At 59.7% G+C, this 26409-nt stretch carries 29 protein-coding genes; 2 read left to right on the forward strand and 27 right to left on the reverse strand.

From position 1 onward, the window contains the following. Window positions 1-4: 4 nt before the first annotated feature. The 19 genes from AC3WRD_RS13550 to AC3WRD_RS13640 all read right to left on the reverse strand — a co-directional run bounded on the left by AC3WRD_RS13550 (window position 5) and on the right by AC3WRD_RS13640 (window position 15323). The gene (locus AC3WRD_RS13550; protein ID WP_102621405.1) at window positions 5-217 is read right to left on the reverse strand and encodes a tail protein X; all 213 of its coding nucleotides are present in this window, start codon (window positions 215-217) and stop codon (window positions 5-7) included. Then, window positions 210-593, reverse strand: a complete 384-nt coding sequence (locus AC3WRD_RS13555) for a phage tail protein (protein ID WP_102621406.1) — start codon at window positions 591-593, stop codon at window positions 210-212. Before AC3WRD_RS13555 ends, AC3WRD_RS13550 begins: the two co-directional genes overlap by 8 nt. Next, entirely contained in the window at window positions 590-2887 is a 2298-nt protein-coding gene (locus AC3WRD_RS13560; RefSeq protein WP_102621407.1) for a phage tail tape measure protein, read from the reverse strand. Before AC3WRD_RS13560 ends, AC3WRD_RS13555 begins: the two co-directional genes overlap by 4 nt. Window positions 2888-3015: 128 nt before the next feature. Continuing rightward, window positions 3016-3597 carry a phage tail assembly protein gene (locus AC3WRD_RS13565; protein ID WP_102621408.1) on the reverse strand — a complete coding sequence of 194 codons (582 nt, stop codon included), beginning with the start codon at window positions 3595-3597 and terminating at the stop codon, window positions 3016-3018. Window positions 3598-3678: 81 nt separating this feature from the next. Further along, window positions 3679-4185 carry a phage major tail tube protein gene (locus tag AC3WRD_RS13570; protein WP_096819596.1) on the reverse strand — a complete coding sequence of 169 codons (507 nt, stop codon included), beginning with the start codon at window positions 4183-4185 and terminating at the stop codon, window positions 3679-3681. Next, the gene (locus AC3WRD_RS13575) at window positions 4185-5351 is read right to left on the reverse strand and encodes a phage tail sheath protein (RefSeq protein ID WP_102621409.1); all 1167 of its coding nucleotides are present in this window, start codon (window positions 5349-5351) and stop codon (window positions 4185-4187) included. Before AC3WRD_RS13575 ends, AC3WRD_RS13570 begins: the two co-directional genes overlap by 1 nt. 2 nt (window positions 5352-5353) lie before the next feature. Then, entirely contained in the window at window positions 5354-5539 is a 186-nt protein-coding gene (locus AC3WRD_RS13580) for a hypothetical protein (RefSeq protein WP_039771239.1), read from the reverse strand. Between the two features lie 100 nt (window positions 5540-5639). After that, a complete protein-coding gene (locus AC3WRD_RS13585; RefSeq protein ID WP_102621410.1) occupies window positions 5640-6146 on the reverse strand; it encodes a DUF4376 domain-containing protein in 507 nt (168 codons plus the stop codon). A 9-nt stretch (window positions 6147-6155) separates the two neighbouring features. Next, complete coding sequence (locus tag AC3WRD_RS13590; protein WP_310650452.1) at window positions 6156-9404, reverse strand: tail fiber protein; 3249 nt, start codon at window positions 9402-9404, stop codon at window positions 6156-6158. After that, the gene (locus tag AC3WRD_RS13595) at window positions 9405-10040 is read right to left on the reverse strand and encodes a phage tail protein I (protein ID WP_102621411.1); all 636 of its coding nucleotides are present in this window, start codon (window positions 10038-10040) and stop codon (window positions 9405-9407) included. Next, window positions 10037-11032 carry a baseplate J/gp47 family protein gene (locus AC3WRD_RS13600; protein ID WP_102621412.1) on the reverse strand — a complete coding sequence of 332 codons (996 nt, stop codon included), beginning with the start codon at window positions 11030-11032 and terminating at the stop codon, window positions 10037-10039. Before AC3WRD_RS13600 ends, AC3WRD_RS13595 begins: the two co-directional genes overlap by 4 nt. Beyond that, window positions 11029-11361 carry a phage baseplate protein gene (locus AC3WRD_RS13605; RefSeq protein ID WP_102621413.1) on the reverse strand — a complete coding sequence of 111 codons (333 nt, stop codon included), beginning with the start codon at window positions 11359-11361 and terminating at the stop codon, window positions 11029-11031. The genes AC3WRD_RS13600 and AC3WRD_RS13605 overlap by 4 nt, the downstream gene beginning before the upstream one ends. Window positions 11362-11375: 14 nt before the next feature. After that, window positions 11376-11984 (reverse strand): phage baseplate assembly protein V, encoded by a 609-nt coding sequence (locus AC3WRD_RS13610; RefSeq protein ID WP_102621414.1) that lies wholly within the window; start codon window positions 11982-11984, stop codon window positions 11376-11378. A 3-nt stretch (window positions 11985-11987) separates the two neighbouring features. After that, complete coding sequence (locus AC3WRD_RS13615; RefSeq protein WP_102621415.1) at window positions 11988-12509, reverse strand: hypothetical protein; 522 nt, start codon at window positions 12507-12509, stop codon at window positions 11988-11990. Window positions 12510-12582: 73 nt separating this feature from the next. Further along, window positions 12583-12921, reverse strand: coding sequence for a phage holin family protein (locus AC3WRD_RS13620; RefSeq protein WP_096819604.1), 339 nt, complete (start codon window positions 12919-12921; stop codon window positions 12583-12585). Window positions 12922-13099: 178 nt separating this feature from the next. After that, the gene (locus AC3WRD_RS13625; RefSeq protein WP_102621416.1) at window positions 13100-13504 is read right to left on the reverse strand and encodes a tail fiber assembly protein; all 405 of its coding nucleotides are present in this window, start codon (window positions 13502-13504) and stop codon (window positions 13100-13102) included. Between the two features lie 121 nt (window positions 13505-13625). Next, the gene (locus AC3WRD_RS13630; RefSeq protein WP_158243863.1) at window positions 13626-14057 is read right to left on the reverse strand and encodes a tail fiber assembly protein; all 432 of its coding nucleotides are present in this window, start codon (window positions 14055-14057) and stop codon (window positions 13626-13628) included. A gap of 194 nt (window positions 14058-14251) precedes the next feature. Next, window positions 14252-14440 (reverse strand): hypothetical protein, encoded by a 189-nt coding sequence (locus AC3WRD_RS13635; protein ID WP_134825654.1) that lies wholly within the window; start codon window positions 14438-14440, stop codon window positions 14252-14254. 148 nt (window positions 14441-14588) lie between these two features. Further along, entirely contained in the window at window positions 14589-15323 is a 735-nt protein-coding gene (locus AC3WRD_RS13640; protein ID WP_102621452.1) for a LexA family transcriptional regulator, read from the reverse strand. Between the two features lie 210 nt (window positions 15324-15533). Between AC3WRD_RS13640 and mutS the strand changes: the two genes are divergently transcribed. Together mutS and fdxA are read left to right on the forward strand one after the other, a co-directional pair. Beyond that, on the forward strand, window positions 15534-18116 hold the full coding sequence (gene mutS, locus AC3WRD_RS13645) for a DNA mismatch repair protein MutS (RefSeq protein ID WP_096819609.1): 2583 nt from the start codon (window positions 15534-15536) through the stop codon (window positions 18114-18116). Between the two features lie 163 nt (window positions 18117-18279). Continuing rightward, window positions 18280-18603: a ferredoxin FdxA gene (fdxA, locus tag AC3WRD_RS13650; RefSeq protein WP_007908827.1), complete on the forward strand. Its 324-nt coding sequence runs from the start codon at window positions 18280-18282 to the stop codon at window positions 18601-18603. Window positions 18604-19091: 488 nt separating this feature from the next. Here the strand turns inward: fdxA and rpoS are convergent, their stop codons facing one another. The 8 genes from rpoS to AC3WRD_RS13690 all read right to left on the reverse strand — a co-directional run bounded on the left by rpoS (window position 19092) and on the right by AC3WRD_RS13690 (window position 26298). Then, window positions 19092-20099: an RNA polymerase sigma factor RpoS gene (gene rpoS / locus AC3WRD_RS13655; RefSeq protein WP_007954831.1), complete on the reverse strand. Its 1008-nt coding sequence runs from the start codon at window positions 20097-20099 to the stop codon at window positions 19092-19094. A gap of 106 nt (window positions 20100-20205) precedes the next feature. Beyond that, window positions 20206-21087, reverse strand: coding sequence for a peptidoglycan DD-metalloendopeptidase family protein (locus AC3WRD_RS13660; RefSeq protein WP_096819610.1), 882 nt, complete (start codon window positions 21085-21087; stop codon window positions 20206-20208). Between the two features lie 211 nt (window positions 21088-21298). Then, a complete protein-coding gene (locus tag AC3WRD_RS13665) occupies window positions 21299-21934 on the reverse strand; it encodes a protein-L-isoaspartate(D-aspartate) O-methyltransferase (RefSeq protein ID WP_173861377.1) in 636 nt (211 codons plus the stop codon). A gap of 41 nt (window positions 21935-21975) precedes the next feature. Further along, on the reverse strand, window positions 21976-22725 hold the full coding sequence (gene surE / locus AC3WRD_RS13670) for a 5'/3'-nucleotidase SurE (protein WP_096819612.1): 750 nt from the start codon (window positions 22723-22725) through the stop codon (window positions 21976-21978). After that, window positions 22713-23771 (reverse strand): tRNA pseudouridine(13) synthase TruD, encoded by a 1059-nt coding sequence (truD, locus tag AC3WRD_RS13675; protein ID WP_102621418.1) that lies wholly within the window; start codon window positions 23769-23771, stop codon window positions 22713-22715. The genes surE and truD overlap by 13 nt, the downstream gene beginning before the upstream one ends. Continuing rightward, entirely contained in the window at window positions 23768-24241 is a 474-nt protein-coding gene (gene ispF / locus AC3WRD_RS13680) for a 2-C-methyl-D-erythritol 2,4-cyclodiphosphate synthase (protein WP_007954821.1), read from the reverse strand. The genes truD and ispF overlap by 4 nt, the downstream gene beginning before the upstream one ends. A gap of 43 nt (window positions 24242-24284) precedes the next feature. Beyond that, entirely contained in the window at window positions 24285-25130 is an 846-nt protein-coding gene (fghA, locus tag AC3WRD_RS13685) for an S-formylglutathione hydrolase (protein WP_102621419.1), read from the reverse strand. A 55-nt stretch (window positions 25131-25185) separates the two neighbouring features. After that, window positions 25186-26298: an S-(hydroxymethyl)glutathione dehydrogenase/class III alcohol dehydrogenase gene (locus AC3WRD_RS13690; protein ID WP_065259207.1), complete on the reverse strand. Its 1113-nt coding sequence runs from the start codon at window positions 26296-26298 to the stop codon at window positions 25186-25188. Window positions 26299-26409: the final 111 nt, after the last annotated feature.

The raw sequence follows: 26409 nt of genomic DNA on the forward strand, positions 1-26409 counted from the left end.
CTCCTTAATCCCAGGCCAGAACCGGTTTGATCGCGGCCGGTTTCGAGTCGAGCTCCGGCAGCGTCACCCAGACACCGGCCGGCAGGATCGGGCCGTGCTCGGCCAGGGTCGGGTTGAGTGCCCACAGGGCTTCTTCGGCGCTGTCATCGCTGCGACCGGTTTCGCGGTAGAGCAACAGATTCACCGAATCACCGGCCACGCTTCGTACCTTACGCATTGTTGAACTCCGACAATCCGATGACCCACTTGATCACCATCGCGGTGCCGTCATCGATGACCTCGCTCTGGTTTTCGTCGATGCTGTTGATCCGCCACAAACCCCAGTTGCGACCAATGCCGTCAATCAACGGCAGCGGTACTCTCAACGCTTGCAGCGCACGCAGCTCATCGAGCCGCTCCATCGCCACGGCGTACATCGAGGTGCCGCCGATGGTCAGGGATTCGGGCTTCTGGCCTGTCTGGTGGGACCTGGGTTTGCTGTTGAGGATCTGCAGATCAGTCCAGCCACCCTCGGATTTGCGCGACAGCGTGCTGTACGCAAAGTCCCGGGACAGTCCGAAGATGAAACTGCCCAGTGCCATTTGTTGTTTCATTGGGCGACTCCATCGGTCAGGGCTGCGTCACGGCGTATGGAGAGGGCATTGCCGGCCACACCCGGGACAAACTGGGACGTGAAGTGCGACTCCAGCACCTGCGAAAGCATCGTGCCGAGCTTCTCGGAGTTGAGCATTTCGCTGCCGCTGACATGAACTGAAGGTGCGTAGGTGAATTGCGGAGGTGGCGTTGGTGTTTGCATTTGCGCCGCGGACAGGTCCTTGGCGACTTCCGCTGGCGGGGCGAGCTTGTCCTCAGGCGGCGTCGCCTGATGCTCCCCCACATAGGACCCGATTATTCCACCCAGCGTGCCACCAATGAAGGTTCCGATGCCGGGCGCAATGAACGTACCGATCGTAGCGCCAATCGCCGTTCCGGCCAGTTCACCGGCCGCGCCCTTTACCGCTTTGTCATCACCTTCGCGCCAGCCTTTCAACCCTTTATAGGCAGCGTGAGCAATGGCCAGAGGTGCACCAACCTTGATGGCAGGCAATGCCTTGACAACCGACGGCATGAGCTTGCCCCCCAAACCCTCTGCCAATGACATGACTTTCGCGCCAGCCCCGCTCAGCCGACTCGGCATGGCGCTTTTGACAACATCGCCAACCATTCTGAATCGGGTGAGCGCATCGTCGAACATGGGTGCGACTCTGGCCGTCACACCACTCAAGCGACTGCTCCTGCGGGTTATGGAAGCGGTGCCGGCCGACCTTGCAGCAGAAGGGGTGCGTCGGCGTGATCCACGCCCCTTCTTCCTGCTTTTGCGACCGTCGCCATCGTTGTCATCACCGCCTATCACATTGGCAATATCCGGCGGCAGTCTCGCCGATGCCAGGCGCAATAGTTTCGTGGAAACCACGTCGAGCACCGAGGCCACGCCGGACTTCAACGCCCCCCCCACAAACGGCATGGCTGCCACGCCGAGCAGAACCAGCCCTGCCGTGAGGGCCGGGAACGTTTCTGCCGCTGCGCTCACACCGTTGACCAGTGCGGTGAGCACTACGGCGGCACCGTCAGCCAAGGGCGCAAGCGCCGTACCGAATGCAGTGGTCAACCGGGTCAGACTTGCGTCCAGCGCATTCCAGCGACCCTGCGAAGTATTGCCAAACGCCTCTGCGGACTTCGCCGCAGCACCTTCGCCCGCGCCAAGCTCCGTTGTTGCGTACTTGTGCTTGTCGGCTACCAGCGAGAAGGCGTTTTTTACATCGTCCGGCTTCTTCAGCAGTTCGAGAACTCGGGTGTCGTTTTCGCCGAACAGCGTCTTCGTCAGTGCTGCCCGCTCTTGCACAGGCTGCTCGTTAAGTGCAGCAAGAACCGAGTTGATGACAGCAGGTGCATCCTTCCTCATACCCTCAGACAGCGATTGAGGATCAAGCCCTAACTGAGTCAAGGCTGTTCGCTGCTCAGTCGATACCGCCCCGCCTTTGGCCAGCATCGAGGTGATGCCCTTAAGCGCGGCGCTGGCGCCCTCCTTGTCCGCACCACTATTGAGTAGAGCCGCCGCCAATGCGGCGACCTGTTCGGTCGTCAATCCGGCGGCAATCGCACTCTCGCCGGAACGTTGCACCACCGAACCGATGTCGGCGGCCTTGGCATCCAGACCGCTATTGCCGAGGTAGGTCGTTGCATCCGCAAGATCCTGGCTTTGATACTGATCCAGCTTCAGCGAGGAACGCCACGCGGCGAGCATTTCGCCAGCCGTCTTGACGTCCATCCTGAATGCCGATGCGTTGATTGCGGCATCATGGGAGAACCACTTCAGTTCGTTCGCCCGCTGGTCACCTTTGGCACCATCGGCAATGCCGGATCTGGCTCCGGCAAGCTGCACTTGCAACAGATCCGCGTTGGTCGCACCACTGGCGGATATCTGTTTCTCGCTGGCGAGTTCCAGAGTGCTCTGCGAGTGCGCTTGAAGCTGATCACTGCTCAGCTTGAGCAACTGATTGAGTTCGACAAGCGCCGTCTCGTTGGCCATGGCTGGTTGCATGAGCTTAGGAGGTGGACGCTGCTCGATCTCGGCCTTGAGTTTTGACTTTGGTTCGGCGCTTGCAGCCGGGGATGCAGCACTCACCTTGAACAGCGATTGCTGATTGGCCAACAGCTCTCGAAGCTTGATCTGTTCCTGGGTCAGTAAACGAATATCCGCACTGGCCATAGCCAGTGCCAGACTCAAATCCACCAGCGGTGTGCCGAGGCTGTCGGGCGCTATCGATCCGCCCGCCAGTCTGGCGTTGCCGAACGCCATGCTTCCAGTCTCGCTGGCGAGCATAGGCGCATACTTCGTATCTGCCATGCCGCTCTACTCCTGTTTCACGCCAAGGCGAGTGATCGCTATGTCGTAGCGGCGCAACGCCTTTTCGGCGTCCCACTCCAGAATTTCCGCCTCACTTACCGGGTAAATGAGCGGCACGATATCGAGGATTACTTCGATGTCGCGCTCTGAAAGAAGGCCGCCGGCTGGTTTAAAAAATCGTCGATGCGCACCTGCAATTGTGTCCAGTCCGGGACAGTCATCAGGGCCAGATCGGGGATCATCAGGCCGGTGCAATGGGCGGTGATGAACTCGGCGCGTTCCTTGGCCGTTTTCAGTTTCTTCATCACTTTGGTGGCCCGCAGCGCCGGCATTTCCAGGCTCAGCGAGGTCACGGTGCGGCCGGTGACAGCGAGCGGTTGCAGCAGTTGCACCTGGTCGGGATCGTCGGTTTTTTCCGCGTCTTCGACCTGGTCGAGAAAGTACGACGCCGGACGGGTCGACATCTCGTGCACGTACTGCGCAATGGTTACGTAGTCCGGACGTTTGAGCTGGTCGAGTTCCTTGACCGACAACCCGGTGGCCAGCAGCGCCAGTTCGAAGAACTGATCGTCTTCGTCGTCGCCGGCACGTTCCAGCGCGTCTTTCTGGGCGGCGTAGAACAAAGGCTTGAGCTGGATCGTTGCGATCTGCGAGCCGTCGTCACCGGTGATCGGCGACAACAGGTCATGCTGGGGTGGCATCCACGACATGAAAGGAATTCCTTGGGTGTTCTTGAAGATCCCTGTGGGCGTGAGCGCCCACAGGGTGTGTGCTTGATGCGCCGAAAAGGCTTACGGCATCAGCACCGCACGGCGGGCATCACCAAGGATGTCGACGCCGTTGAGCACGAACTTCTGGGTGCGCACGTCGATGTCGATCACCGGAATGCCGTTTTCCAGACGGTTGTAGGTGCGGCAGGAGAGTTCCAGCGTGGTGATGGCTTTACTGCCCATTTTCAAGGCATCTTCAGCCAGAGATTTCAGCTTGCCGCCGACGGTGTGATAGGTGAACCAGGTGTTGCCGTCCTGATCCTGACCGGCTTCACGCACGTTCAGCAGAATGTCGTCGCCCAGCTTCACGCCCATCGCCAGCAGCACTTCTGCGCCGGTGCCTTGCAGCTTGAGCGTGGCATTCAGCGGCTTGGCGCTCTTGGCCATTTCCTCGACGATGAAGCGCCCGCCCGTCATGCCTTCCATCTCGAAATCGATCTTCGGCGGGGTGAACTCTTCCACGGTCGCCGACAACGGCAGGCCTTGCAGGGTGGCCGCGATGGCCTGTCTTACGCGGTTGGTAAACATTAGAGAACGTCCTCCAGGAACTGCTCGATGATTTCATCGCGGGCGTTGAGTTGATAAACCATGTGTTCGTTCGGCGCGTAGCGGCCGTAGTCGATGACCACGTACCAAGTGCCGTTCTTGTACTTCTCGACGCTGTTGAGTTCCGGGTGCAGGTAGACGCTGCCGCCAGGAATGGTTTCGTCGGCGACCAGGGTTTGCAGCCAGTCGTTGATGCGTTTGACTTCCTGATCCATGAACGACTTGGTCAGGTTCTTGGCCATGGCTTTCTGGCCGGCCTTCACCAGCTTGCGGCTGATGGCGTCTTCCAGACCGACGTAGCTGATGAACTTGCCGGTGATCGAGCGGTTGCCCAGCAGCGAGAAGCCACCCAGCACGGTGCGGGCGTAGTAGCTGACGCCATAGCGGTTGAGCAGATCGCCTTCGGTGGAGGTGTCGAGGATGTTGTATTCCACGATGCGGGACACGTCTTCGGCGTAGGTCACCTGGTTGCCCGGGCTTTCCCATTGCTTGACCTTGGCCAGCGCGGCAATCGCCAGGCTCGACGGCGCGAGGAAGACGTTTTTCTTCGCCGCTTTCGAGTACACGGCGGGCATGTTGTGCACCACCAGGCAACGGTCGAAACCGAGGTCGGCGCCGCCCAGATCCTTGCTGTACAACACTTGGTCAGCGACCGAAGCATCCTTGCCGTCCAGTACCACACGGGCCTTGATGCGCTTGCCGAACGAGGCGAACTCGCCGGCCACAGCCTTGGTGCCGGTGAAGCCCGGCGCGCCGATGATAGTCAGGTCTTCCGGGACGCTGCCCAGTGCCGCCAGACCAAGCTTGCGGCCAGTGGCTGGCTCAACACCGCCGATTACCGCATTGACGGTATCGGCCGGGGTTGCGCCCGCTTCGACGATCACCACGTACACCGGCACCTTGACCACTTTGAGGATCTGGTAAACGGCGTGGTACAGGGTGCCCTCTTCCGAACCGGTCGGGTCCAGCAGCGCGTGGGTGGTGAAGCTGTTGATGCGAAACGGTGCGTTGCGCGGAATCAGCGGATCGGCTTTCGGCGCGGTGCCGACCAGACCGATAACATTGTCACCCAGGCCACCCATGGCCTCGGGGGATTCGGTGGCATTGACGGTAATGCCGTTGTGCTCGAAGTTCAGAACCTCAGCCATAGTCAGTCAGCCTTCTTGGCAGCGGCCTTCACGGCCTTGGTGGTAGGTGTTTTCAGCTCCAGTCGACCGGCGCTGTGCAGGGCACTGGCCTCGACATCGAGCAGATCAAGTTCCTGGCCGACGCTCGACCAGTGCCCACCGCCGGTGGGGAATGGAACGAGCACGGTGTAGGTTTGGCGGGTTGCCATTTTTCGTTTCTCCATAAACGGGAAAGCCCCTCAAAGGGAGGGGCTTGGCGGGTGTTGAATGTATTGGGCGGATAAGAAAACGCCCCGGAGTGCGGGGCGTTTATTTCAGAGCTGCGAAATCAGCCTGCAAGGAATCCGGCCAGCCCTCGGCCAGCATTTTTTCTCGGTAGGTACCCGCAGAGACCGAATCAAGCAATGCTTTCTCCCGGTCAAAGCAGGCCTGTACGTGCGCTCGGACGGTCGTGGCAATCGCAATGATCTGCGTCGCGCTGATCTCGACAAAGCCGGTCATGGTCTTGAAGTTGCAGCAGTATTCAGGATTGAGGACGGCAGATAGACCGGTGCCGGCAATCAAAGCCTGGCTGTCTCGCGTCGTACCAATCGACAGTCCATCGACAACAACGCCGGTACCCTCACGTCGGTAGCGCTCTTCTGCGATCAGCAGCGCCAGTCGACTGCGCTCTACTTGCGCTGCGTCAAATCCAAAAGCGGCTTCAAGCTCTTGAATGGTGGGCTCGTGATCAAACAGAACTTCGCTTTCACTTAATACCCAGTCAGGCTCGACAAAACGCAACGACGCACCATTATTTGAATATGCTCGATACATAAGTAAATCCTAGAAAGTATAAGAGGTCACGTAGCAGTAATTGTTCGACGGGGCGTTGGTCACCGAGTAGTAGAGTGTCTGCCCACTCGTCAACACCAGGCCGGAATACGCTGCAACACTTCCCATGTTTGAAGCCCCACCAGAACCAAATAGAACTGAGCCAGAGCCTGCCGAATCCGAACACAGCGTTATATAACTACCCGCAGGATTGGTTAAGCTGGTGATCACATGGACATACCCGCCAACCGTTTTGGCATTTCGCGGAACAAAACCGATCAGCGAAAGCGCTGTGAATACGGACGCCAAACCATTGGTTAAAAATTTCTTTGCCTCAGTTGCAACCGAGCGGTCAATCTGAGTACCTGCGACCAACTGACCACTGGCATTAGTCTGCCAAACGCTAACCAACGCGCTGGAGGTATATCCCGCGGGCATATTAGTGCCGCCGTAAACTTCTGGTAAAACTGCAGTTGTCGCATTGACCCCGAGCAACTTGGCAAGCTTTGTATCCGGGTTGTAAATAACGTAGATGCCAATGGTTCCACTTATCGGGGCTGCCCCCGTGTCCATTCCCCCCGCACCGATACTTGCCAAATTGATCGAAAGATTGAGATCCGACAACTTGTATTGGGCAATGCCCGGTTGCTCGACAATCAGTTGATCAGCGGTAAGCGTTGCAACCGACGCGGCAGCAGGCAGCGATACTCTCAGGTTACGCGCGGCACCTACTTCTGCACCGTTGAGCCGAGTCAGTCTGGTCTCGGCAGCCAATGCAGCAATATCAATGCTTCCCTGATTGACCGGTGCGTTCCAGGCTTTGATGCACCACATGACGGCAAGGTTGCGTGGGCGAACCGTTTTCCAGAACGCGTTAGTAAAGTTCTTAACGGTGACGTCGGTAGCGGTGTAGTAAATATCACCACTGAAGCCAGGAGCCGGATCGGCATCGATCAAACTGGAGTTGCCGATACCTTGAACAGCTGGCGCCGTGCCGTCATCGCCCTGGGTTTTCGTGCCTGCCTGATAGCTGCCGACACTGCGACCGACATCGATACCCCGCCCATGGTCCCAACCACGCAAGAACTCCCCACGTGATTCCGGCAAGCGGAAGTTACCGGCACCTTCATCGCCCTTGTTGAACGTAGTACCGAGATAGGCTGCCAGATCCGGATAGGTCGCAATGCTCTGCACACTGCCATCCAGTTCCAGATAGCCGGCAGGCACGACACCCATTGGGAACGACAGAACAGCACCCACCGGAACAGACGATTTCAGCTGCGAGACTTCCTTGGCCAGTGCGGCTACGTCGATGCTGCCCTGATTGATCGGCGCGTTCCAGGCCTTGATGCACCACATGACGGCGACGTTGCGCGGACGGGTTTCAGTTCCACCGGCACTTCCGGTCACCCCCTGAGAGGCGCGCCAATTGGTAACAGCCAGCCCGGAGGCATTGCCCTGAACCATTTCGTTGCCGGTGGACGAGATCGAGTGGTTGTGCGCCTTGAGCATGTCGGCCTGTGCGGTACCGACGTTGCGGCCTGCATCCACGCCACGACCATGATCCCAGCCCCGAAGGAATTCACCGCGCGAATCCGGCAAACGGAAATTGCCCGTACCTTCATCACCTTTGTTGTAGGTCGTACCGAGGTAAGTCGCCAGATCCGGATAAGTCGCAATGGTCTGCACACTGCCATCCAGCTCAAGAAAGCCGGGCGGCACAATCCCCGTTGGAAATGCCATGACAGCGCCCACCGGAACGGCCGAACCGAGGCGTGAGACCTCCTTGACCAGTGCCGCTACGTCGATGTTTCCCTGATTGACCGGGGCGTTCCAGGCCTTGATGCACCACATGACGGCGACGTTGCGGCCACGAGTTTCCGTCGAAGTACGCGCCACTTTGGAAGCATCGAAACTCGCGGAATGAAACCCGTTTGATCCGTTTGTAGAGACCGGTACCGGGTTAGGGTTCGATAGTCCAAATACGCCACTGGCCGTTCTGATATCCAGATTGCCGTCGATATAGCCGCTTATGTTCTGCAAGGAATCGAGCTGGGAACTTCCGATCGCTCGGCCGACATCCACCCCACGCCCATGATCCCAACCGCGCAAGAACTCCCCGCGCGCTTCAGGCAAACGGAAATTCCCGACACCCTCATCGCCCTTGTTGAACTTGCCGCCCAGATAGGCGCTCAAGTCCGGATAGGTCGCGCTGCTCTTGACGCTGTTATCCAGCTCCAGGAAACCCGGTGGCGGCGTATCAACGGGGAACGCCACGATCGAGCCCACCGGCAATGCCGACGCCTTGGCAATCAGCGCTTCGACTTCAGCCTTGGTATAGGAGTCTTTGATGCCAAACCCGGACAGCGTGTCGGGATTCGAGCCGGCCGTCGCGCGGCCATACTCGTCGACGCTCAGACTCTTGTAGGTACCGGCAGCAATCCCCGTGCGCCCGGCCAGCATCTTGAATGTCAGCGCGGTAGTACCGAGGGTGATCGGCGCGTTGGTGGTCAGGTGCCACAGCGAATCGCCGTTGAGCGTGCCCTCTTCCACCATCACCGTCAGGCCTGGCGTGACCTTGGCGCTGACGTTGGCATCGTTGGCCCGAGTCCAGTCACCGTTGGCGACGATCCATAGACCGTTGTCTTTCGCCAGAGTCTGGCTCGGCAGCAACACGCGGTCACCCGCAATCACCGCCACACCATCGATCTGCTGCGCACCGTTCAACACCACGTTGGCGGTGGCGGCGACACGTACTGACTGTTTGCCATCGAGTTTGCCGAGTTCTTCGGCGAGGTAGCTCATGACCCAGGCGCGGGTAGCCTTGACCACGGTGTCATCGATCAGCAGCGTCACCAGCGAAGCATTGCTGGTCTCGAAAATCGAGCGGATGTAGAACTCTTTGCCCGAGCCGGACGTGGCCAGAACCGGCTTGAACGACTCAGGGTATTTGACGATGGCGTAGAGAATACCGGTGTCGGTCCACAGCCCGGCTTCACGCACATACCAGCCGCCGACATCCGGCGGAATGGTGACTTCGGCGAGCAGCCAGCTCGGATTTTTCTCGTCCTGGAACAGCGCGTTGAGCGGTCCGCGCCAGACTTCGCGCTTGAGCGCGGTAGCCGTCGCGGCCGGGTTGTAGACCGCGCCACCGCCATCACCGACGGAAATCTGCGTCAGCTTGATCGGCACGCCCGCTGCCTTGCAGGCGGTTTCGTAGGCAATCCCTGCGTTGGTTAGCAGGGTGTAATAGTCAGCCATTCAGGCCCCCTGAGGATAAATAGTGGATGTTTCGACGGTGTAGAGAGCGGCCGCCATGAAGGCTTTGCCGGAGGTTTCGAGTCCTTCGAGGAACACCGGGTAGACCGTGGTCAGTTCGCCGCAGAACGTCGCGGCACCGATCACATGAGAGCCGAAGGCGCTGAGGCCGACGGACACCGACAGCACGTCCCGTTCGCTCTTGGCATCGGCCAGGCGTCGGTCGAGACGGGCGTCGATTTCTTCGCTGTAGGGTTGTTCGCTGAAGGCCCGCACGGAGAAGCTGTAAGGCTCGCCCGGTGGAGTCTGTTCGTACCAGGCGCGGATTTCGGGTCTGAGTTGCAAACCCTTGGCCGCGTTCTCCAGCGCCTTGCGGGTGCCGGCCTGGCGCGCGGTGGGCCAGGCCAGTTCGACGGTCAGGCGCTTTTCCGCTTCCGGTGCGTCGGTGCTCCATTCGGCCACGCCGCGATCCGCCGCGAGATACGGCAGGAACGCGACGGGCGTCGAACTCGGGTTCATCAGCTCGGGAAACGGTGGCGCGATGCGGTCAAGCAATGTGCTGAAGCCGATGTCGAGTGCCCGCTCCAGCGCCGAGCTGTTGGCCGGCAGCAAGGTCGGACGCGGTGTCTGGTCCGTCATAGTGTCTGAACCTCAACCTCGACCGCCGTGCAGTACGGCGCTTGAAACGCGGTACATACGATCGGCGTCAGCGGTTCAAGAATCTGCAATTGCACGGCGCCGGCGCTGTGCAGCGTGTAGTCGATCCAGCTCGGATCGACCCGGCCTTCCAGGCGATGGCAACTGTCGGCGTAGGCCTGTAAATGCTGCTGCGCGGCGACTTTGGTCAGGCCCGAATCCGGGCCGGAGTTGATCTTCGCCACGACGCGGATCTTGTAGCGCTGAATGTCCGCAGCTTTGACGGTGACCTTGTCGGTTTCCGGGCAGACATCGGGTCGGGCAAAGTGTTGGCGCACGCCGTCGAGCAATGCGGCGGACGGTGTGCCGTCGGCGTCTCGGGAAAGCACAGTTACTTGCACTTCACCGGGGGCCGTGCGGCGGCCATTGCCATCCTTGACCTGTGCAGCGAGGCCGTCCGGGGCGAAGGTGTAGGTGACGTCGACGACGCCGGCATCGGTGGATTCGACTTTCACTGCCGGCCGTTCGCCGAGGGTGAAGACTTCGCGGCGATACTGCATCCGCGAGCCCGCCGCCGGGGCATGGGGCGCCAGGTAATAACGCAACCGGGCGTCATCGTCGCTTTCGTAAATCGCTGGCACCGGCGGGAATGCTGCCGGGTCGCCCGGGTCGAGCAACTGTCGCTCCAGGCCCATGTCCGCCAGCCGTGCATCGAGGTTGCTGCCGGTCGCCCACCACGCCAGCATCTGCTTGATCCGGGCGTTGTATTTGCGTTCGTGGGTTTGCAGGCGAACGCAGAAAGCCTCAAGGGCCAGGGTCAGCAGTTCGCTTTCGTTTTCCAGGCTGGTCTTGAGTTTCGCCGCGCTGTCCGGCGAGCGGGTGCCGACGTACTCGAGGACGAAGGCCTTGAACTCGGCGAGCAGATCCTCGAAGGCCTCGACCTTGATCAGTGAGGGTTCGGCCAGTTGGTTCTGACCAGGGATCAACATGCTCATGTCACGACCTCGAAAGTCTGTTGGCGGTTTTTCCAGGTGCCGGCAAATCGCAGCAGCAACCCCGCGCCCTGACGGCTGGCGACGATCACTTGCGGCTGGAAATCGCCGATGCCGTTCTGTGCGTTGTAGAACGCTTGCGCGGCGTGGCTTTGCGCCAGAAGCAGAACGTCATCGCCGAGGTTCTGTCCCAGCAGCGTGGGGATCAGCGACCCGTACAAGGGCCGCTTCTGCCGTGTGCCCAAAGGCGTGGTCAGGGCCCGGGTCGCGCGCTGCACGAATTGCAGCCAGTCGTCGACCGTGGCCCCGGTGTTTCTATCGATTCCGATCATGGGAGGCTCTTGATTCAGGGGCTGATGACGCGACCCTGGTGATCCACCAGCGGGCCGCTGAAGTGCACGCCCGAGGCGTCGATCGTCAGGCCGACAGCGCCCAGTTGCAGGTTGATCGCTTGCGGCGTCATCACCAGCCGTGCGGGGCCGATGCTCAGCTCAAGGGATTCGCGAGAACCGCTGAAAGCCACAGGACCGTTTTGCCAGTGCAGGGTGTGAGAGGCATCGTCGTAGCCACTTTCGCTGCCATCGACATGCACCCGTCGCGTCAGCGTGGGGACGGTGGCAGCGGGTGGAAACCGATCACTGTTCAAGCCGAACAACGCCACGCTTTGCGCACCGCTTTCGCCGCTGCCGTAGTTGAACAGCAGGCACTGTTCGCCAACGCTCGGAATCCGCGACTCGCTCTGTGCGCCGGCGCTCGGGTTGAAGAACTTGATGGCCGGGGTGAGCAATCCTCCGTGGCTGACCTTGCAGGTATTGCTCGCCGCATCGACTTCCTGACAGATGCCGATGCGGCAATAACTCTCGGCGCGTCGGTGCAGGTCTTCGATCTCCGCTTCCATCTCGGCCAGGCGTTCGATGATCGGCCCCAGTTGCATACGCAGTATTGCGTCGAACATCGGTCAGGCCTCCAGCGAGGTGTATTGGTCGGGGTCGTCGATGTCGCTGACTTCCCAGGTGCGGGCGAATTTCGGTGTGCCGAGCGGGTCGTCGAGCAAGGTCGGGCCCAGGTAGAGGGTCTGGTTGAACGACAGCGTCCAGGCTTTGCTCTGTTGATCAGCACGGGTGAGCAAGGACGGCAATCCATCGATGTTCATCGGCAGATCACATTGATCGCCGGGCAGGCCCCAGCGGTTGTCGGTGATCAGGTTTTTCAGTGCGGCGATCAGGTCGCAGGCAACAAACGCCGTGGCGGAAACTGCCGGAATGACCTGCAGCGACAGCGTCAGCACATGGGCAATCCGCCCGTTGGCTGCCCGCTCTCCCGGTGCATTTCGTTCGATATCGATCAACACCCAGGCCTTGTCGCCGGGTGCCGTAAAGTCATCGCGATTGCCGACTTGCACGTTCAGGTCAACGTTATTGCGCAAGGCAGTCGCCATCGCCGTGAACAGCTGCGATGGCTGCCGGATCGGTGCGGGCATGCATGACCTCCTTTTCAAATGTCCACGCGCAGTCCCGCCGCACGGCGTGCAGCGAGACAAGAAAGTGAAGGGGTTACTGTGGGTCGCGCGGAGGTACTTCGCAGACGCCGATGCGCTTGGCGGCCCAGCGTTCGTAGAGACCGATGGCGACGTCGGCACCGGCCATGGCGGTCAGGCAGCCGAAGGCGCCGGCGGCCCAGATCGACATGCCGGCGGCGTACAGCAGCATGATCGCCGAGACGCCGCAGATCATGCAGGCGCCGGAGCGCAGGGCCAGCCGGCGCAGCAGTGGCCAGCCGCGGGCGCCGTCCTTGTCGGCGCGCCACATTTCGCCGGAGACCCCGCCCGCCACGGCAAGCAGGATGACCAGCCAGATCGGCATGTCCGCCAACGCTTGTTGCTCGTTTGTCATGTCACGCCTCCTGGTGTGATGGATGAGTGGTGTGTGTTGGGTTCAAACGTTTTCTCTCGAGGCAGGCATTCCAAAAAGCCCGGCGCGGTGGCCGGGCTTTTCAGCAATGCGTTCTCGATAACTGAGCTGACAGAGCGCTTGGGACAGTCGCACCCGGCCAGTTAACATCGCAAGGCTGTCAGTAAGGAGCTACTGGCCAGACAATATTTGCCGGATAACCCGGCTGCTTATCGATGTCGCTGACGGCAATCGAGTACTGCTTGTGCGCCAACAACTGAGCCTCGTCCGCGGCCGAAGCGACGCCGAGGTCCACTTTGAACTGCAGGGAATTCATTAGCAGCCAGTTGGCGGCGAAATTCAGCAGTTGCCATTTCTGTTGCTCGGCTTCGTTGCGCAGGTCTTCGTCGGAAGGTGGGGTAAATGTCCAGACCTCATTAAAGGTCGCCGACCAACCCACGCGAATTTCGCTATTACCGGTGACATCAACCCAAAAGGACGTCGGCGAAGCTGGCGCTTCCGGGATGACCTCACTTTCTCTCAGTTGGGTGACTTTGCTGTATTCAACCAGCGCATAGAGATTCATGGTTTAACTCCTTGGTTTTTTGTTGATCCAGATGAATGCCGTGATGAAACCTGGCAGGCATTCCAAAAAGCCCGGCACTTAGGCCAGGCTCTTCAGTTGCGCACGCGCTGAGGCGAGTGACTCAGAAAGGAGCAACCGGCCAGTGGAGCGCCGTTGGATAACCGGCCTGATTGTTAATCTCGGTCAGGTCGACGATGTACTGTTTGTAGGCTTGCCACTGCGTCACCTCTGCCGGGGTTGCGGCACCCAGCTCTACCCGGTATTGCAGCGGGTTATACGTCAGCCATTCGGCTGCGATAATAAAACGCTGCTTTTTGCGTGCAGCGGCAATGGCCAGGTAGTCCCCGTAAACAGGTTCAAAAAAGCCCGGGGCCGAGCCGGAGTACCTGTATATCAAACCAACTTGAACCTCTGGATTTGCGGTGACATCCATCCAGTAGTCCATCGCTCCTCCCTGTGTAGGAAATGGCGGTTGACTTTCAGCCTCCACGATTTGGTTGACCACATAAAAGCTGTACCCAGCCATCAACTCCATAAATGCATAACGATTCATTCCAATTTCCCTTTGTCTGTTTAACCAGGCCCTGCTCTGCACAATATTCATTGCAGGTGATCTGCTCAGAGGAGCATTCCAAAAAGCCCGGCAATGCGCCGGGCTTTTCAGTAATGCACTCCTTTGCCTTCCTTCAATCCTGTGTACGTGAAGGACGCTGACTTTTCGGCGCTACTGGCGCGGTACGAGTCCGTTCAAATTGTTTTTCCGACCGCGGTCCCTGCCCGCCGGATAACTGCTTCTGGTGCTTTACGCTGCACACCCGGGTCAGTTGCCAACCCTCTGAACCGTTGAGGCCGGTTCATCGCTGCCTGTTCTTGTGGAACTAAAGAGCTGTTGTTGCCAGCCGCTTTGTCGAGCGGCTTGGTGGCAAGAATATGCATGTATGCATATCCAGTCAATGCGTAAATGCATTTATTTATGCACAAGAAATGCGCGGATGCATGGAAGCCCCGCCAATCAAGGGTTGTCCGCTTTTCTACTGGCGAAAAAAAACCCGCCATGGGCGGGTTTTGTCTGAGAGAGGGGTCGTTATCGGGCGTACATGCCCCACCAGAAGACGTGACCGAGGATGACAATCTGTTCTTCCTGCATATCCTGGAAGCTGTAGTCCTCGTCCGGATGCTCATCGCGATTGAAGCTGCGCAGGCGGATACCGGTAGGCAGGCGATAGAGCTGCTTCACCCGCAATTGACCATTGTGATTGATCGCATAAAGGTCGCCATCGACAATGTCGCCGATCCCGCACTTGCCCGCGTTGACACCGACAGTGGCGCCGTCACGCAGCACCGGCAACATGCTGTTGCCCCGTACGGTCACGCATTTGGCCTGGTCGAACTGCACACCATTATGGCGCAGGCTGCGCTTTCCAAAGCGCAGGCTAGAGCGTTCGCTCTCTTCGATGACGAATCTTCCTGATCCAGCAGCCAATTCAACCTCGCGAAGGAAGGGCACCGACACCTCGTCGTCATCGACGGGCGTGTCATCGTCCCACAGGCTTATGTCCTTGAGTTCGGAATGCAACTCCTCGCGCCCGCCGCCGGCGACCGGCGCAACATCTGCGCGCCCGCGCAACTGATCGGTGCTCACGGCGAAGTACTCGGCAATCTTCGAGATGTGTTTATCCGAAGGATCGACGATCTTCCCGCTGAGAATCCGCGAGAGAGTGGATTGAGGCACGCCGGTGCGACGGTGGAGCTCCGTGGGGGAGATCCCGTGCTGATCGAGCAGTGCTCTTAAGACGGAGGATACGTTGCGTTTTTGCATAACGCGCATAGTGCTTGAAGTTTTTCGGGAAGACAAATGCTGATTTGCATAAATCGTGCATAATCGAGCTTTTTACGCCAGATAGCTGTCACCCGGCCGCGATGCCTGCGTCCGACAGACCGCCCATGGTAACCTTGCGCCCATCGCGGAAAAGCCCGGCGACTGCCCCGCTTTTGCCCCACACCTTCCAACGAGTTACCTGACAATCCGATGAATAAAGCCGTCTCCGACCTGTCCTCCCACACCCCGATGATGCAGCAGTACTGGCGCCTGAAGAATCAGCACCCGGACCAGCTGATGTTCTACCGCATGGGCGACTTCTACGAGATCTTCTACGAAGACGCGAAGAAGGCGGCCAAGTTGCTGGACATCACCCTGACTGCCCGTGGGCAATCGGCGGGGCAGGCTATTCCGATGTGCGGGATTCCATATCACGCGGCGGAAGGTTATCTGGCGAAACTGGTCAAGCTCGGCGAGTCGGTCGTGATCTGCGAGCAGGTCGGTGATCCGGCCACCAGCAAGGGCCCGGTGGAACGTCAGGTGGTGCGGATCATCACCCCGGGCACGGTCAGCGACGAGGCACTGCTTGATGAGCGTCGCGACAACCTGATCGCGGCGGTGCTGGGGGACGAGCGTCTGTTCGGTCTGGCGGTACTGGACATCACCAGCGGCAACTTCACGGTGCTTGAGATCAAGGGCTGGGAAAACCTGCTGGCGGAGCTTGAGCGGGTCAACCCGGTCGAGCTGTTGATCCCGGATGACTGGCCAAAAGATCTGCCGGCGGAAAAACGCCGTGGCGTTCGTCGCCGCGCGCCGTGGGATTTCGAGCGTGATTCGGCGCTGAAAAGTCTTTGCCAGCAATTCTCCACCCAGGACCTCAAAGGCTTCGGCTGCGAAACCCTGACCCTGGCCATCGGCGCCGCCGGTTGCCTGCTGGCGTACGCCAAGGAAACCCAGCGTACCGCCCTGCCCCACCTGCGCAGCCTGCGTCATGAACGGCTGGACGACACCGTGGTGCTGGACGGCGCCAGCCGCCGCAACCTGGAACTCGACACCAACCTGGCCGGTGGCCGCGACAACACCTTGCAATCGGTTGTCGACCGTTGCCAGACCGCCATGGGCAGCCGCTTGCTGACCCGTTGGCTGAACCGTCCGCTACGCGACCTGACCGTACTGCTCGCACGCCAGACCTCGATCACTTGCCTGCTTGACCGCTATCGCTTTGAAAGCCTGCAACCGCAGCTCAAGGAAATCGGCGACATCGAGCGGATTCTGGCGCGGATCGGCCTGCGCAATGCCCGTCCTCGCGACCTTGCCCGCCTGCGTGATGCACTTGGCGCCCTGCCTGAACTGCAAGTGGCGATGACCGATCTGGAAGCGCCGCATCTGCAACGTCTGGCGACCACCACCAGCACTTACCCCGAACTGGCAGCGCTGCTGGAAAAAGCCATCATCGACAACCCACCGGCGGTCATCCGTGACGGCGGCGTGCTGAAAACCGGCTACGACAGCGAACTCGACGAGCTGCAATCGCTGAGCGAAAACGCCGGCCAGTTCCTGATCGATCTGGAAGCGCGGGAAAAGGCTCGTACCGGCCTGGCCAACCTGAAGGTCGGCTACAACCGCATCCACGGCTACTTCATCGAACTGCCGAGCAAGCAGGCTGAATCGGCACCGGCGGACTACATCCGTCGTCAGACCCTCAAGGGCGCCGAGCGCTTCATTACGCCTGAGCTGAAAGAGTTCGAAGACAAGGCGTTGTCGGCCAAGAGCCGCGCCCTGGCTCGCGAAAAAATGCTCTACGAAGCGCTGCTGGAAGATCTGATCAGTCAGTTGCCGCCGTTGCAGGACACCGCTGGCGCGCTGGCTGAACTGGATGTGCTGAGCAACCTTGCCGAACGAGCACTGAACCTCGACCTGAATTGCCCGACCTTCGTCAGCGAACCGTGCATGCGCATTACCCAGGGTCGTCACCCGGTGGTCGAGCAGGTACTGACCACGCCGTTCGTGGCCAACGACCTGAGCCTGGATGACAACACCCGCATGCTGGTGATCACCGGCCCGAACATGGGTGGTAAATCCACCTATATGCGCCAGACTGCACTGATCGTGCTGCTGGCGCATATCGGCAGCTTCGTGCCGGCGGCCAGCTGCGAACTGTCGCTGGTGGACCGGATCTTCACCCGGATCGGTTCCAGCGACGACCTGGCCGGTGGGCGCTCGACCTTCATGGTGGAAATGAGCGAAACCGCCAACATTCTGCACAACGCCACCGAGCGCAGCCTGGTGCTGATGGACGAAGTGGGTCGCGGCACCAGCACGTTCGACGGTCTGTCCCTGGCCTGGGCGGCAGCCGAGCGACTGGCGCACCTGCGCGCCTACACGCTGTTTGCCACGCACTATTTCGAACTGACCGTGCTGCCGGAAGCCGAGCCCTTGGTGGCCAACGTGCACCTCAATGCAACCGAGCACAACGAACGCATCGTGTTCCTGCACCACGTGCTGCCGGGGCCGGCCAGCCAGAGTTATGGTCTGGCCGTGGCGCAACTGGCGGGTGTGCCGAGCGAAGTGATCGTGCGCGCCCGTGAGCACCTGAGCCGCCTGGAAGATACTGCTCTGCCGCATGAAGCGCCTAAACCGGCCGCCAAGGGCAAACCGGCGACGCCGCAACAAAGCGACATGTTCGCCAGCCTGCCGCATCCGGTGCTGGATGAGTTGGCTAAACTGGACATAGACGACATGACACCGCGCCGTGCGCTCGAAATGCTCTATGCACTAAAGAACCGGATCTAAGCACCGATGAACCGGATATAACGCAAAAGGCTTCAAGCTGTTAGAATCTCGCGCGGTTTGGGATGCTGCTGGCTAATAGCCTGGCTGGCAGACATCGCTCCCGAACCTGGCGACCCCAACCGTGAAGGGGCAACGCTGCCGCCGCCTGAGGAGAAAATTAGAAATGACCTTCGTCGTCACCGACAACTGCATCAAGTGCAAGTACACCGACTGCGTAGAAGTCTGTCCGGTGGACTGCTTTTACGAAGGCCCGAACTTCCTGGTGATTCACCCGGATGAGTGCATCGACTGCGCCCTGTGCGAACCAGAATGCCCGGCCGTAGCCATTTTCTCCGAGGATGAAGTCCCGGAAGAGATGCAAGAGTTCATTCAACTGAACGTCGAGCTGGCGGAGATCTGGCCGAACATCACCGAGAAGAAAGAATCGCTGCCGGATGCCGAAGAGTGGGATGGCGTCAAAGGCAAGATCAAAGACCTCGAACGCTGATCTGTCCCGCGTTTGAAGAAAAGGCCCCTTGCGGGCCTTTTTGCTTTTCCGGATTTTGCTTTTCTTCAGGCAAAAAAAAGGGGCGGTTTGACCCGCCCACATTTTTTCCCTATTCCCTGTGTTCCTTTTCATCGTCCTGATGAATCGCGTCCTGCGATGTCCTTTCCCCTCTTCCTTGAAGGGCGTGTCTGTCCGTCGACACAACCCAGATACTAGAGATTTCCCTGACAGCCGCAACCGGCCTGCTCAGCTAAAACACGCTGTCATAAGCACTTAATATTTAAAAATAACCATATAAATCAATCAGTTGAACATATTCAGCAAGCATAATGGACGTCTGCCGCAGTGTAAAAATAGCGAACACTTACGAAAGAGTAAGCCAGGGCTTACAACGCGAGACTACAAACCCGGGGAAGCAAACCGCTTTGCCGCAGAAAACAAAAAGCCCCGAACCAGTCGGGGCTTTTTGTGGCGATCATGCAAGGCGCTTATTGAAACAGCGACTCGCTCGACAGGCCGTTTTTCTCGAGGATTTCACGCAGGCGCTTGAGGCCTTCCACCTGGATCTGTCTCACCCGTTCCCGGGTCAGGCCGATCTCCAGGCCTACATCTTCCAGCGTGCTGCTCTCGTGACCGCGCAGGCCGAAGCGGCGTACCACCACTTCGCGTTGCTTGTCGGTCAGCTCCGAGAGCCATTGATCGATGCTCTGCGACAGATCGTCGTCCTGCAGCAGTTCGCATGGATCGGTCGGACGGTCATCCGTGAGGGTGTCCAGCAGGGTTTTATCCGAATCCGGACCCAGCGAGACGTCGACCGAAGAAACCCGCTCGTTCAGGCCCAGCATGCGCTTGACCTCGCCCACCGGTTTTTCCAGCAGGTTGGCGATTTCTTCGGGTGAAGGTTCGTGATCGAGTTTTTGCGTCAGCTCCCGTGCAGCCCGCAGGTACACGTTGAGCTCCTTGACCACATGGATCGGCAGCCGGATGGTCCGGGTCTGATTCATGATCGCGCGCTCGATGGTCTGACGGATCCACCAGGTCGCGTAGGTCGAGAAGCGGAAGCCGCGCTCGGGATCGAACTTTTCCACCGCCCGGATCAGCCCGAGGTTGCCCTCTTCGATCAGATCCAGCAGCGACAGCCCCCGATTGACGTAACGCCGGGCGATTTTGACCACCAGCCGCAGGTTACTTTCAATCATGCGCTTGCGCCCGGCGGGATCGCCACTTTGCGACAAGCGCGCAAAATGAACTTCTTCTTCCGGGGAGAGCAATGGGGAAAAGCCGATTTCGTTGAGGTACAGCTGCGTGGCATCGAGTGCCCGGGTGTAGTCGATGTACTTGTGTTGCTTAAGTGAAGCGGAGTGTTTGGATTTGGCACGAACGGAAGGTGGAGCAGCCCCTTCATCATTCGACATCGAATCCGAATCGATGCCGGTCTCCATCAGGAGAACCTCATCGTCGATGTCAAACTCCGGCACTTCTTTACTGAGAGCCATTGTTATAGTCCTTTGGTGAGTTCGACCCCAAGCTCAAGCGACGCCTTTATCCTTGGCAACGCTGGAGCCTGTCCCCTCTACGCGACGGAACAGGCTGGTCTGCAAATCAACGTCTTGGCAGGAACTGCAGCGGATCTACAGGTTTACCTTGTCGGCGAATCTCAAAATGCAGTTTCACCCGGTCTGTACCCGTTGACCCCATTTCGGCAATTGTCTGTCCGACTTTGACCTGCTGCCCCTCCCGTACCAACAGCCGACGGTTGTGTCCGTAAGCACTGACGTAGGTTTCACTGTGTTTGATGATGACTAATTCGCCGTAGCCCCTTAAGCCACTCCCGGCGTAAACCACCGTCCCATCAGACGCAGCTAAAACAGGCTGTCCCAAATCCCCGGCGATATCAATTCCTTTATTCAAACTACCGTTTGAAGAGAATTTACCAATCAGAATGCCATTAGATGGCCATCCCCAGCCGGTCGGGGCCGGGCCCGGTGGAGGCAATGGAGCCGGTGCCGGCTTGTTGGCGACGGACGGTACAACGGCCGCAGAAGTCGCCCCGGAACCGGTGGTTGTGGTGGTCGTCGTGCCATTCGCCTGGCGCCGGATTATCGTGGTTTTGCTCGACGAAGACGGCGCAGAACCGCTGTTGCTCACCACCGCGGTCGACGTTGAACCAGGGCGGCCATCGAAGCGAATCGTCTGACCCGGATGGATCGTGTACGGCGTAGGAATATTGTTCCGGGCAGCGAGGGCTTTGTAGTCCCAGCCGTAGCGAAACGCGATCGAAAACATTGTGTCGCCCGGACGGACTACATACTGCCCGGTCGTCACTGTAGGACGCTGGGCCACCGCATTGTTGCGATCGACGACCCGCACGTTGCTCGATTTGGTGCTGGAGCAACCGACCAGCAAGGTGCTCAAGACAAGGCCAGTCACCAGGCGCTGAAAGCTCGTGTTACCCATACGCTGCGCAATGACTGTGAGACTCACCCGCCGCTCCCTTTGTGGTGGCTGAAAAATGTGGAATGCCGATTCCGGCATGTAACTTCGCAAGTATAACGGGCGAAACAGGCTTTACCTTTAATGAAGCGATATCGCTCGACGCACACGTTTGCTCATGGACGATAAATCCTGTTTATACAATCGATGCCGCTGTAAGACAGGCGCTCTCGCAAGGAATTCAGCGCCGGCAAACAAATGCTCAGGCCAGCGGCCCGTTGAGCAATGGCACGAAGCGAACCGCCCCGAGAACGTGTCGGGAGAAGCCGTTTTCTTCGCGCACGATCAGCATCAATTGCTGCACTTCTCCTGAGCCGACCGGAATCACCAGCCGACCGCCGGGCGCCAGTTGATCGAGCAAGGCCTGTGGCACATCGGTCGCCACGGCCGTGACGATGATGCCGTTATAAGGCGCCAGCGCCGGCCAGCCTTCCCAGCCATCGCCCCAGCGGAACACCACGTTGCGCAGGTTGAGTTCGACCAGACGCTCCTTGGCCCGATCCTGCAGTACCTTGATCCGCTCGACAGAGAACACCCGCTCGACCAGTTGCGACAACACCGCCGTCTGGTAACCGGAACCGGTACCGATCTCCAGCACCTTGTCCAGCGGCCCCGCCTCGAGCAGCAACTCGCTCATGCGCGCGACCATATAAGGCTGGGAGATGGTCTGGTTGTGGCCGATCGGCAGCGCGGTGTCTTCATAGGCCCGGTGCGCCAGCGCTTCATCGACAAACAGATGACGCGGCGTACGGCGGATCACTTCCAGCACATTGGCGTTGGACAAGCCTTCTTCATATAACCGCTGAATCAGGCGTTCACGGGTGCGCTGGGAAGTCATCCCGATGCCGCTGCGCAACCGGTCGTCTTGTTCACGAGCCATCAGTTGAGCCCCTCCAGCCAGCCGTCGAGATTTCTGAAGGCATCATTGAAGGTGCGATCGAGCTGCAACGGAGTGATGGAAACGTAGCCCTGCATCACCGCATGGAAATCAGTGCCCGGCCCGCCGTCTTCCGCATCGCCGGCGGCGGCAATCCAGTAACCGGCCTTGCCACGGGGATCGACCACTTTCATCGGCGCTGCCGCACGGGCGCGATGCCCCAGGCGAGTCAGCTGAATGCCACGAATGTGATCGATGGGCAGATTGGGAATGTTCACGTTCAGTACCGTGCGCGGTGGCAGATCGAGCCCGGCGTGGGCCTCGACCAGTTTGCGCGCAAAGTAGGCAGCAGTGGGCAGATTGTCCACCTGCCGGGAGGCCAGCGAGAAGGCAAATGATGGGCGTTCGAGAAAACGGCCTTCAAGGGCTGCCGCCACTGTCCCGGAATACAACACGTCGTCGCCCAGGTTGGCGCCGAGGTTAATGCCTGAAACCACCATGTCCGGCTCGCGCTCCAGCAAACCATTGAGCCCCAGGTGCACACAGTCGGTCGGCGTGCCATTGAGACTGATGAAACCGTTGGCCAGGTATTGCGGGTGCAGCGGACGATCCAGCGTCAGCGAACTGCTGGCACCGCTCTTGTCCTGTTCCGGGGCGATAACCACGCATTCGGTGTAATCCGCCAGCGCAGCATAAAGCGCGGCAAGACCGGGTGCGGTTACCCCATCGTCGTTAGAAATCAGAATACGCATGGGCTGTCCGTCTGCCCCACCGGCACCAGATCAACGAGTTCGCGCACCAATACGGTGGCGAAGCATCCGGCCGGGAGGACGAATTCCAGTTGCAGAATGTCAGGCTCGGGATAATGCCACGTCAACCCGCCAATGGGCAGTCGAAGGATGCGACGTTCGTGGCTCATACCGGCATTAATCAACCAATCGCGCAGATCCGCCTCGCCTGCGGCGATTGCCTGCTCCAGATCATGGACAGCGCCGGCGGCCGGTGAGTCACCTTCGCCCCATTGCGGACCGGTCGGATGCAGATCGAGAATCGCCAGGCGCGGGTCGCTGCACTCGGCTTCACCTGCCGGGAAAAAGCTGCGGCTGTCGGTGAACGCCAGCAGATCGCCGACCTGGGCGCGCTGCCAGGTGCCATCAGCCACTCGTGCCGCCAGCACCTGGTTGAACAGAAAGCTGCGTGCAGTCGACAGCAGGCGCGAACGTACATTGCGCTGCTCCGGCAGGGCCTTGCGCGCCGCCCATGACCGAGCGTCGACGACGTTACCACCGTCATGGCCAAAACGCTGGGCGCCGAAGTAGTTCGGGATACCTTGCTTGGCAATCAGTTGCAGGCGCTCGTCGATGGCAGCCTTGTCGCCATTGAACTGGGTCAGGCGCAAGGTGAAACCATTGGCCGAATGCGCGCCGCGTTGCAGCTTGCGCTTGTGGCGCGTGGTCTTGAGGATCTTCAGCGTGTCGTTTTCCGCCGCCGACAGATCCGGATCGGCCTTGCCCGGCAGTTGCACGCTGAACCACTGACGTGTCAGCGCCTGACGGTCTTTAAGGCCGGCATAGCTGACCGTGCGCAACGGCACACCGGCCGCCTTGGCAATGCGGCGTGCCGCTTCTTCGGTGTTCAGACCGCGCTTTTCCACCCAGATCCACAGGTGCTCGCCGTCACCGCTGAACGGAATGTCGAGGACTTCATCGACCTGGAAATCTTCGGCGATGGCTTTCAGTACCGCGGTACCGAGCGCGTCGCCATAGGCCCGTGGGCCGAGCAATTGCAGTTCGTTCATGCGCGCAGCAACAAGGCAACGGAATGCACGGCGATGCCTTCTTCGCGACCGACGAAGCCGAGCTTCTCGGTGGTGGTGGCTTTCACGTTCACTTGATCCAGTTCTACTTGCAGATCCGCGGCAATCAGCGCGCGCATCGATTCGATATGGGGGGCCATTTTCGGTGCCTGGGCAACGATGGTGTTGTCGACGTTGCCGACTTTCCAGCCTTTGGCGTGGATCAGGCTGACCACATGACGCAACAGCACTCGGCTATCGGCGCCCTTGAATTGCGGGTCGGTGTCCGGGAAGTGCTTGCCGATATCACCCAGCGCAGCCGCGCCGAGCAAGGCGTCGCTCAAGGCATGCAGCAGGACGTCACCGTCGGAGTGAGCGAGCAGCCCGAAGCCGTGTGCGATTCGCACGCCGCCCAGAGTAATGAAATCGCCTTCAGCGAAACGGTGCACATCATAGCCGTGGCCAATACGCATAAAAAAACGCCCCGAATTTTGTCAGGGCGTGATTCTACCTGCATTAGGCCTTGAGGGCGCGTGCGTGATGTTGCAAGTGGTCGTCAATGAAGCTCGCGATGAAGAAATAGCTGTGGTCGTAGCCCGGTTGCAGGCGCAACGTCAGCGGATGACCCGCCTGTTTTGCCGCTTGTTGCAGCGCTTCCGGCTTGAGCTGCGCGGCGAGGAAATCGTCGCGGTCACCCTGATCGACCAGCAATGGCAGTTTCTCGTCCGCCTCGGCGATCAGCGCACAGGCATCCCACTCGCGCCACTTCGAACGGTCTTCGCCCAGATAACGGGAGAACGCCTTCTGGCCCCACGGGCAATCCATCGGATTGTTGATCGGCGAAAACGCCGACACCGATTGGTAACGCCCAGGGTTGCGCAATGCACAGACCAATGCACCGTGACCGCCCATGGAATGGCCACTGATGCTGCGCTTGTCCGAAGCCGGGAAATGCGCTTCAACCAGTGAAGGCAATTCCTGCACGACATAGTCATGCATCCGATAGTGCCGCGACCACGGTTCCTGCGTGGCATTCAGATAGAACCCGGCACCGAGGCCGAAATCCCACGCGCCATCCGGATCACCCGGTACATCGGCGCCACGGGGACTGGTGTCCGGCGCCACGATGATCAATCCCAGTTCAGCCGCCATGCGCATGGCGCCGGCCTTCTGCATGAAGTTCTCGTCCGTGCACGTCAGGCCCGATAACCAGTACAGCACCGGCAGCTTGCCGCCCTGCTCTGCCTGCGGCGGCAGGTACACGGCGAACACCATGTCGCAGCCCAACACATCGGAACGATGGCGATAGCGCTTGTGCCAACCGCCGAAACTCTTCTGACAGGAGATGTTTTCCAGACTCATGTAGGACTCCTACGCAGCCACGGCTGCACATTGGCTGCCGTGGCATCGCGATTGATCAGAAATGAATGACGGTGCGGATGCTCTTGCCTTCGTGCATCAGATCGAACGCCTTGTTGATGTCTTCCAGGCCCATGGTGTGGGTGATGAAAGTATCCAGCGGGATCTCGCCGCTTTGCGCCATGTCGACGTAGCTTGGCAGCTCGGTACGGCCACGCACGCCGCCGAACGCCGAGCCGCGCCAGACGCGACCGGTCACCAGCTGGAACGGACGGGTGGCGATTTCCTGGCCGGCACCGGCAACACCGATGATCACCGACTCGCCCCAGCCTTTATGGCAGCACTCGAGGGCCGCACGCATCAATTGCACGTTGCCGATGCATTCGAAGGAGAAGTCGACGCCGCCGTCGGTCATGTCGACGATCACTTCCTGGATCGGACGATCGAAATCTTTCGGGTTCACGCAGTCGGTAGCGCCCAGTTGCCTGGCGATTTCGAACTTGGCCGGGTTGATGTCGATGGCAATGATGCGCGAGGCCTTGGCCTTCACCGCGCCAATCACGGCCGACAGACCGATGCCGCCGAGACCGAAGATGGCCACGGTGTCACCCGGTTTGACCTTGGCAGTGTTGATCACTGCACCGATACCGGTGGTCACGCCGCAACCGAGCAGGCAGACCTTTTCCAGCGGTGCATCCTTGGAGATCTTGGCCACGGAGATTTCCGGCAGCACGGTGTACTCGGAGAACGTCGAGGTACCCATGTAGTGGAAAATCGTTTGGCCCTTGTAGGAAAAGCGCGAAGTGCCGTCCGGCATCAGGCCCTTGCCCTGAGTGGCCCGAATCGCCTGACACAGGTTGGTCTTGCCCGATTTGCAGAACTTGCACTGGCCGCATTCCGGGGTGTACAGCGGAATCACGTGGTCGCCGACGGCCACCGAGGTCACGCCCTCGCCGATCGCTTCAACGATGGCACCACCTTCGTGGCCGAGGATCGACGGGAAGATACCTTCCGGGTCAGCACCGGACAGGGTGTAGGCGTCAGTGTGGCAAACGCCGGAAGCCACCACGCGCAGCAACACTTCACCGGCCTTGGGCATGGCGACATCGACTTCTACGATTTCCAGCGGCTTCTTGGCCTCGAAGGCAACGGCGGCGCGCGACTTGATCATGCTGACTCTCCAGTGAATCCATTGAATAAAAACCAGACAGGGAGTGTAGTCCAGCGCTGAATGATGAATAATCCGGACAAAAGCAAAACATTATTGCCATACAGGGATAAT

This window comes from Pseudomonas sp. FW215-R2 (assembly GCF_058789255.1).

Coding starts and splice junctions, on each gene's coding strand:
- AC3WRD_RS13600 (WP_102621412.1), bottom strand. CDS start 11,032: ATGAGCATGTTGATCCCTGGTCAGAACCAACTGGCCGAACCCTCACTG.
- AC3WRD_RS13635 (WP_134825654.1), bottom strand. CDS start 14,440: ATGCATATTCTTGCCACCAAGCCGCTCGACAAAGCGGCTGGCAACAAC.
- AC3WRD_RS13555 (WP_102621406.1), bottom strand. CDS start 593: ATGAAACAACAAATGGCACTGGGCAGTTTCATCTTCGGACTGTCCCGG.
- fdxA (WP_007908827.1), top strand. CDS start 18,280: ATGACCTTCGTCGTCACCGACAACTGCATCAAGTGCAAGTACACCGAC.
- truD (WP_102621418.1), bottom strand. CDS start 23,771: ATGAACGAACTGCAATTGCTCGGCCCACGGGCCTATGGCGACGCGCTC.
- AC3WRD_RS13630 (WP_158243863.1), bottom strand. CDS start 14,057: ATGAATCGTTATGCATTTATGGAGTTGATGGCTGGGTACAGCTTTTAT.
- mutS (WP_096819609.1), top strand. CDS start 15,534: ATGAATAAAGCCGTCTCCGACCTGTCCTCCCACACCCCGATGATGCAG.
- AC3WRD_RS13690 (WP_065259207.1), bottom strand. CDS start 26,298: ATGATCAAGTCGCGCGCCGCCGTTGCCTTCGAGGCCAAGAAGCCGCTG.
- AC3WRD_RS13620 (WP_096819604.1), bottom strand. CDS start 12,921: ATGACAAACGAGCAACAAGCGTTGGCGGACATGCCGATCTGGCTGGTC.
- rpoS (WP_007954831.1), bottom strand. CDS start 20,099: ATGGCTCTCAGTAAAGAAGTGCCGGAGTTTGACATCGACGATGAGGTT.
- AC3WRD_RS13585 (WP_102621410.1), bottom strand. CDS start 6,146: ATGTATCGAGCATATTCAAATAATGGTGCGTCGTTGCGTTTTGTCGAG.
- AC3WRD_RS13615 (WP_102621415.1), bottom strand. CDS start 12,509: ATGCCCGCACCGATCCGGCAGCCATCGCAGCTGTTCACGGCGATGGCG.
- AC3WRD_RS13570 (WP_096819596.1), bottom strand. CDS start 4,185: ATGTTTACCAACCGCGTAAGACAGGCCATCGCGGCCACCCTGCAAGGC.
- AC3WRD_RS13605 (WP_102621413.1), bottom strand. CDS start 11,361: ATGATCGGAATCGATAGAAACACCGGGGCCACGGTCGACGACTGGCTG.
- AC3WRD_RS13565 (WP_102621408.1), bottom strand. CDS start 3,597: ATGTCGTGGATGCCACCCCAGCATGACCTGTTGTCGCCGATCACCGGT.
- AC3WRD_RS13625 (WP_102621416.1), bottom strand. CDS start 13,504: ATGAATCTCTATGCGCTGGTTGAATACAGCAAAGTCACCCAACTGAGA.
- AC3WRD_RS13640 (WP_102621452.1), bottom strand. CDS start 15,323: ATGCAAAAACGCAACGTATCCTCCGTCTTAAGAGCACTGCTCGATCAG.
- surE (WP_096819612.1), bottom strand. CDS start 22,725: ATGCGTATTCTGATTTCTAACGACGATGGGGTAACCGCACCCGGTCTT.
- AC3WRD_RS13610 (WP_102621414.1), bottom strand. CDS start 11,984: ATGTTCGACGCAATACTGCGTATGCAACTGGGGCCGATCATCGAACGC.
- AC3WRD_RS13580 (WP_039771239.1), bottom strand. CDS start 5,539: ATGGCAACCCGCCAAACCTACACCGTGCTCGTTCCATTCCCCACCGGC.
- AC3WRD_RS13665 (WP_173861377.1), bottom strand. CDS start 21,934: ATGACTTCCCAGCGCACCCGTGAACGCCTGATTCAGCGGTTATATGAA.
- fghA (WP_102621419.1), bottom strand. CDS start 25,130: ATGAGTCTGGAAAACATCTCCTGTCAGAAGAGTTTCGGCGGTTGGCAC.
- ispF (WP_007954821.1), bottom strand. CDS start 24,241: ATGCGTATTGGCCACGGCTATGATGTGCACCGTTTCGCTGAAGGCGAT.
- AC3WRD_RS13595 (WP_102621411.1), bottom strand. CDS start 10,040: ATGACGGACCAGACACCGCGTCCGACCTTGCTGCCGGCCAACAGCTCG.
- AC3WRD_RS13560 (WP_102621407.1), bottom strand. CDS start 2,887: ATGGCAGATACGAAGTATGCGCCTATGCTCGCCAGCGAGACTGGAAGC.
- AC3WRD_RS13550 (WP_102621405.1), bottom strand. CDS start 217: ATGCGTAAGGTACGAAGCGTGGCCGGTGATTCGGTGAATCTGTTGCTC.
- AC3WRD_RS13575 (WP_102621409.1), bottom strand. CDS start 5,351: ATGGCTGAGGTTCTGAACTTCGAGCACAACGGCATTACCGTCAATGCC.
- AC3WRD_RS13590 (WP_310650452.1), bottom strand. CDS start 9,404: ATGGCTGACTATTACACCCTGCTAACCAACGCAGGGATTGCCTACGAA.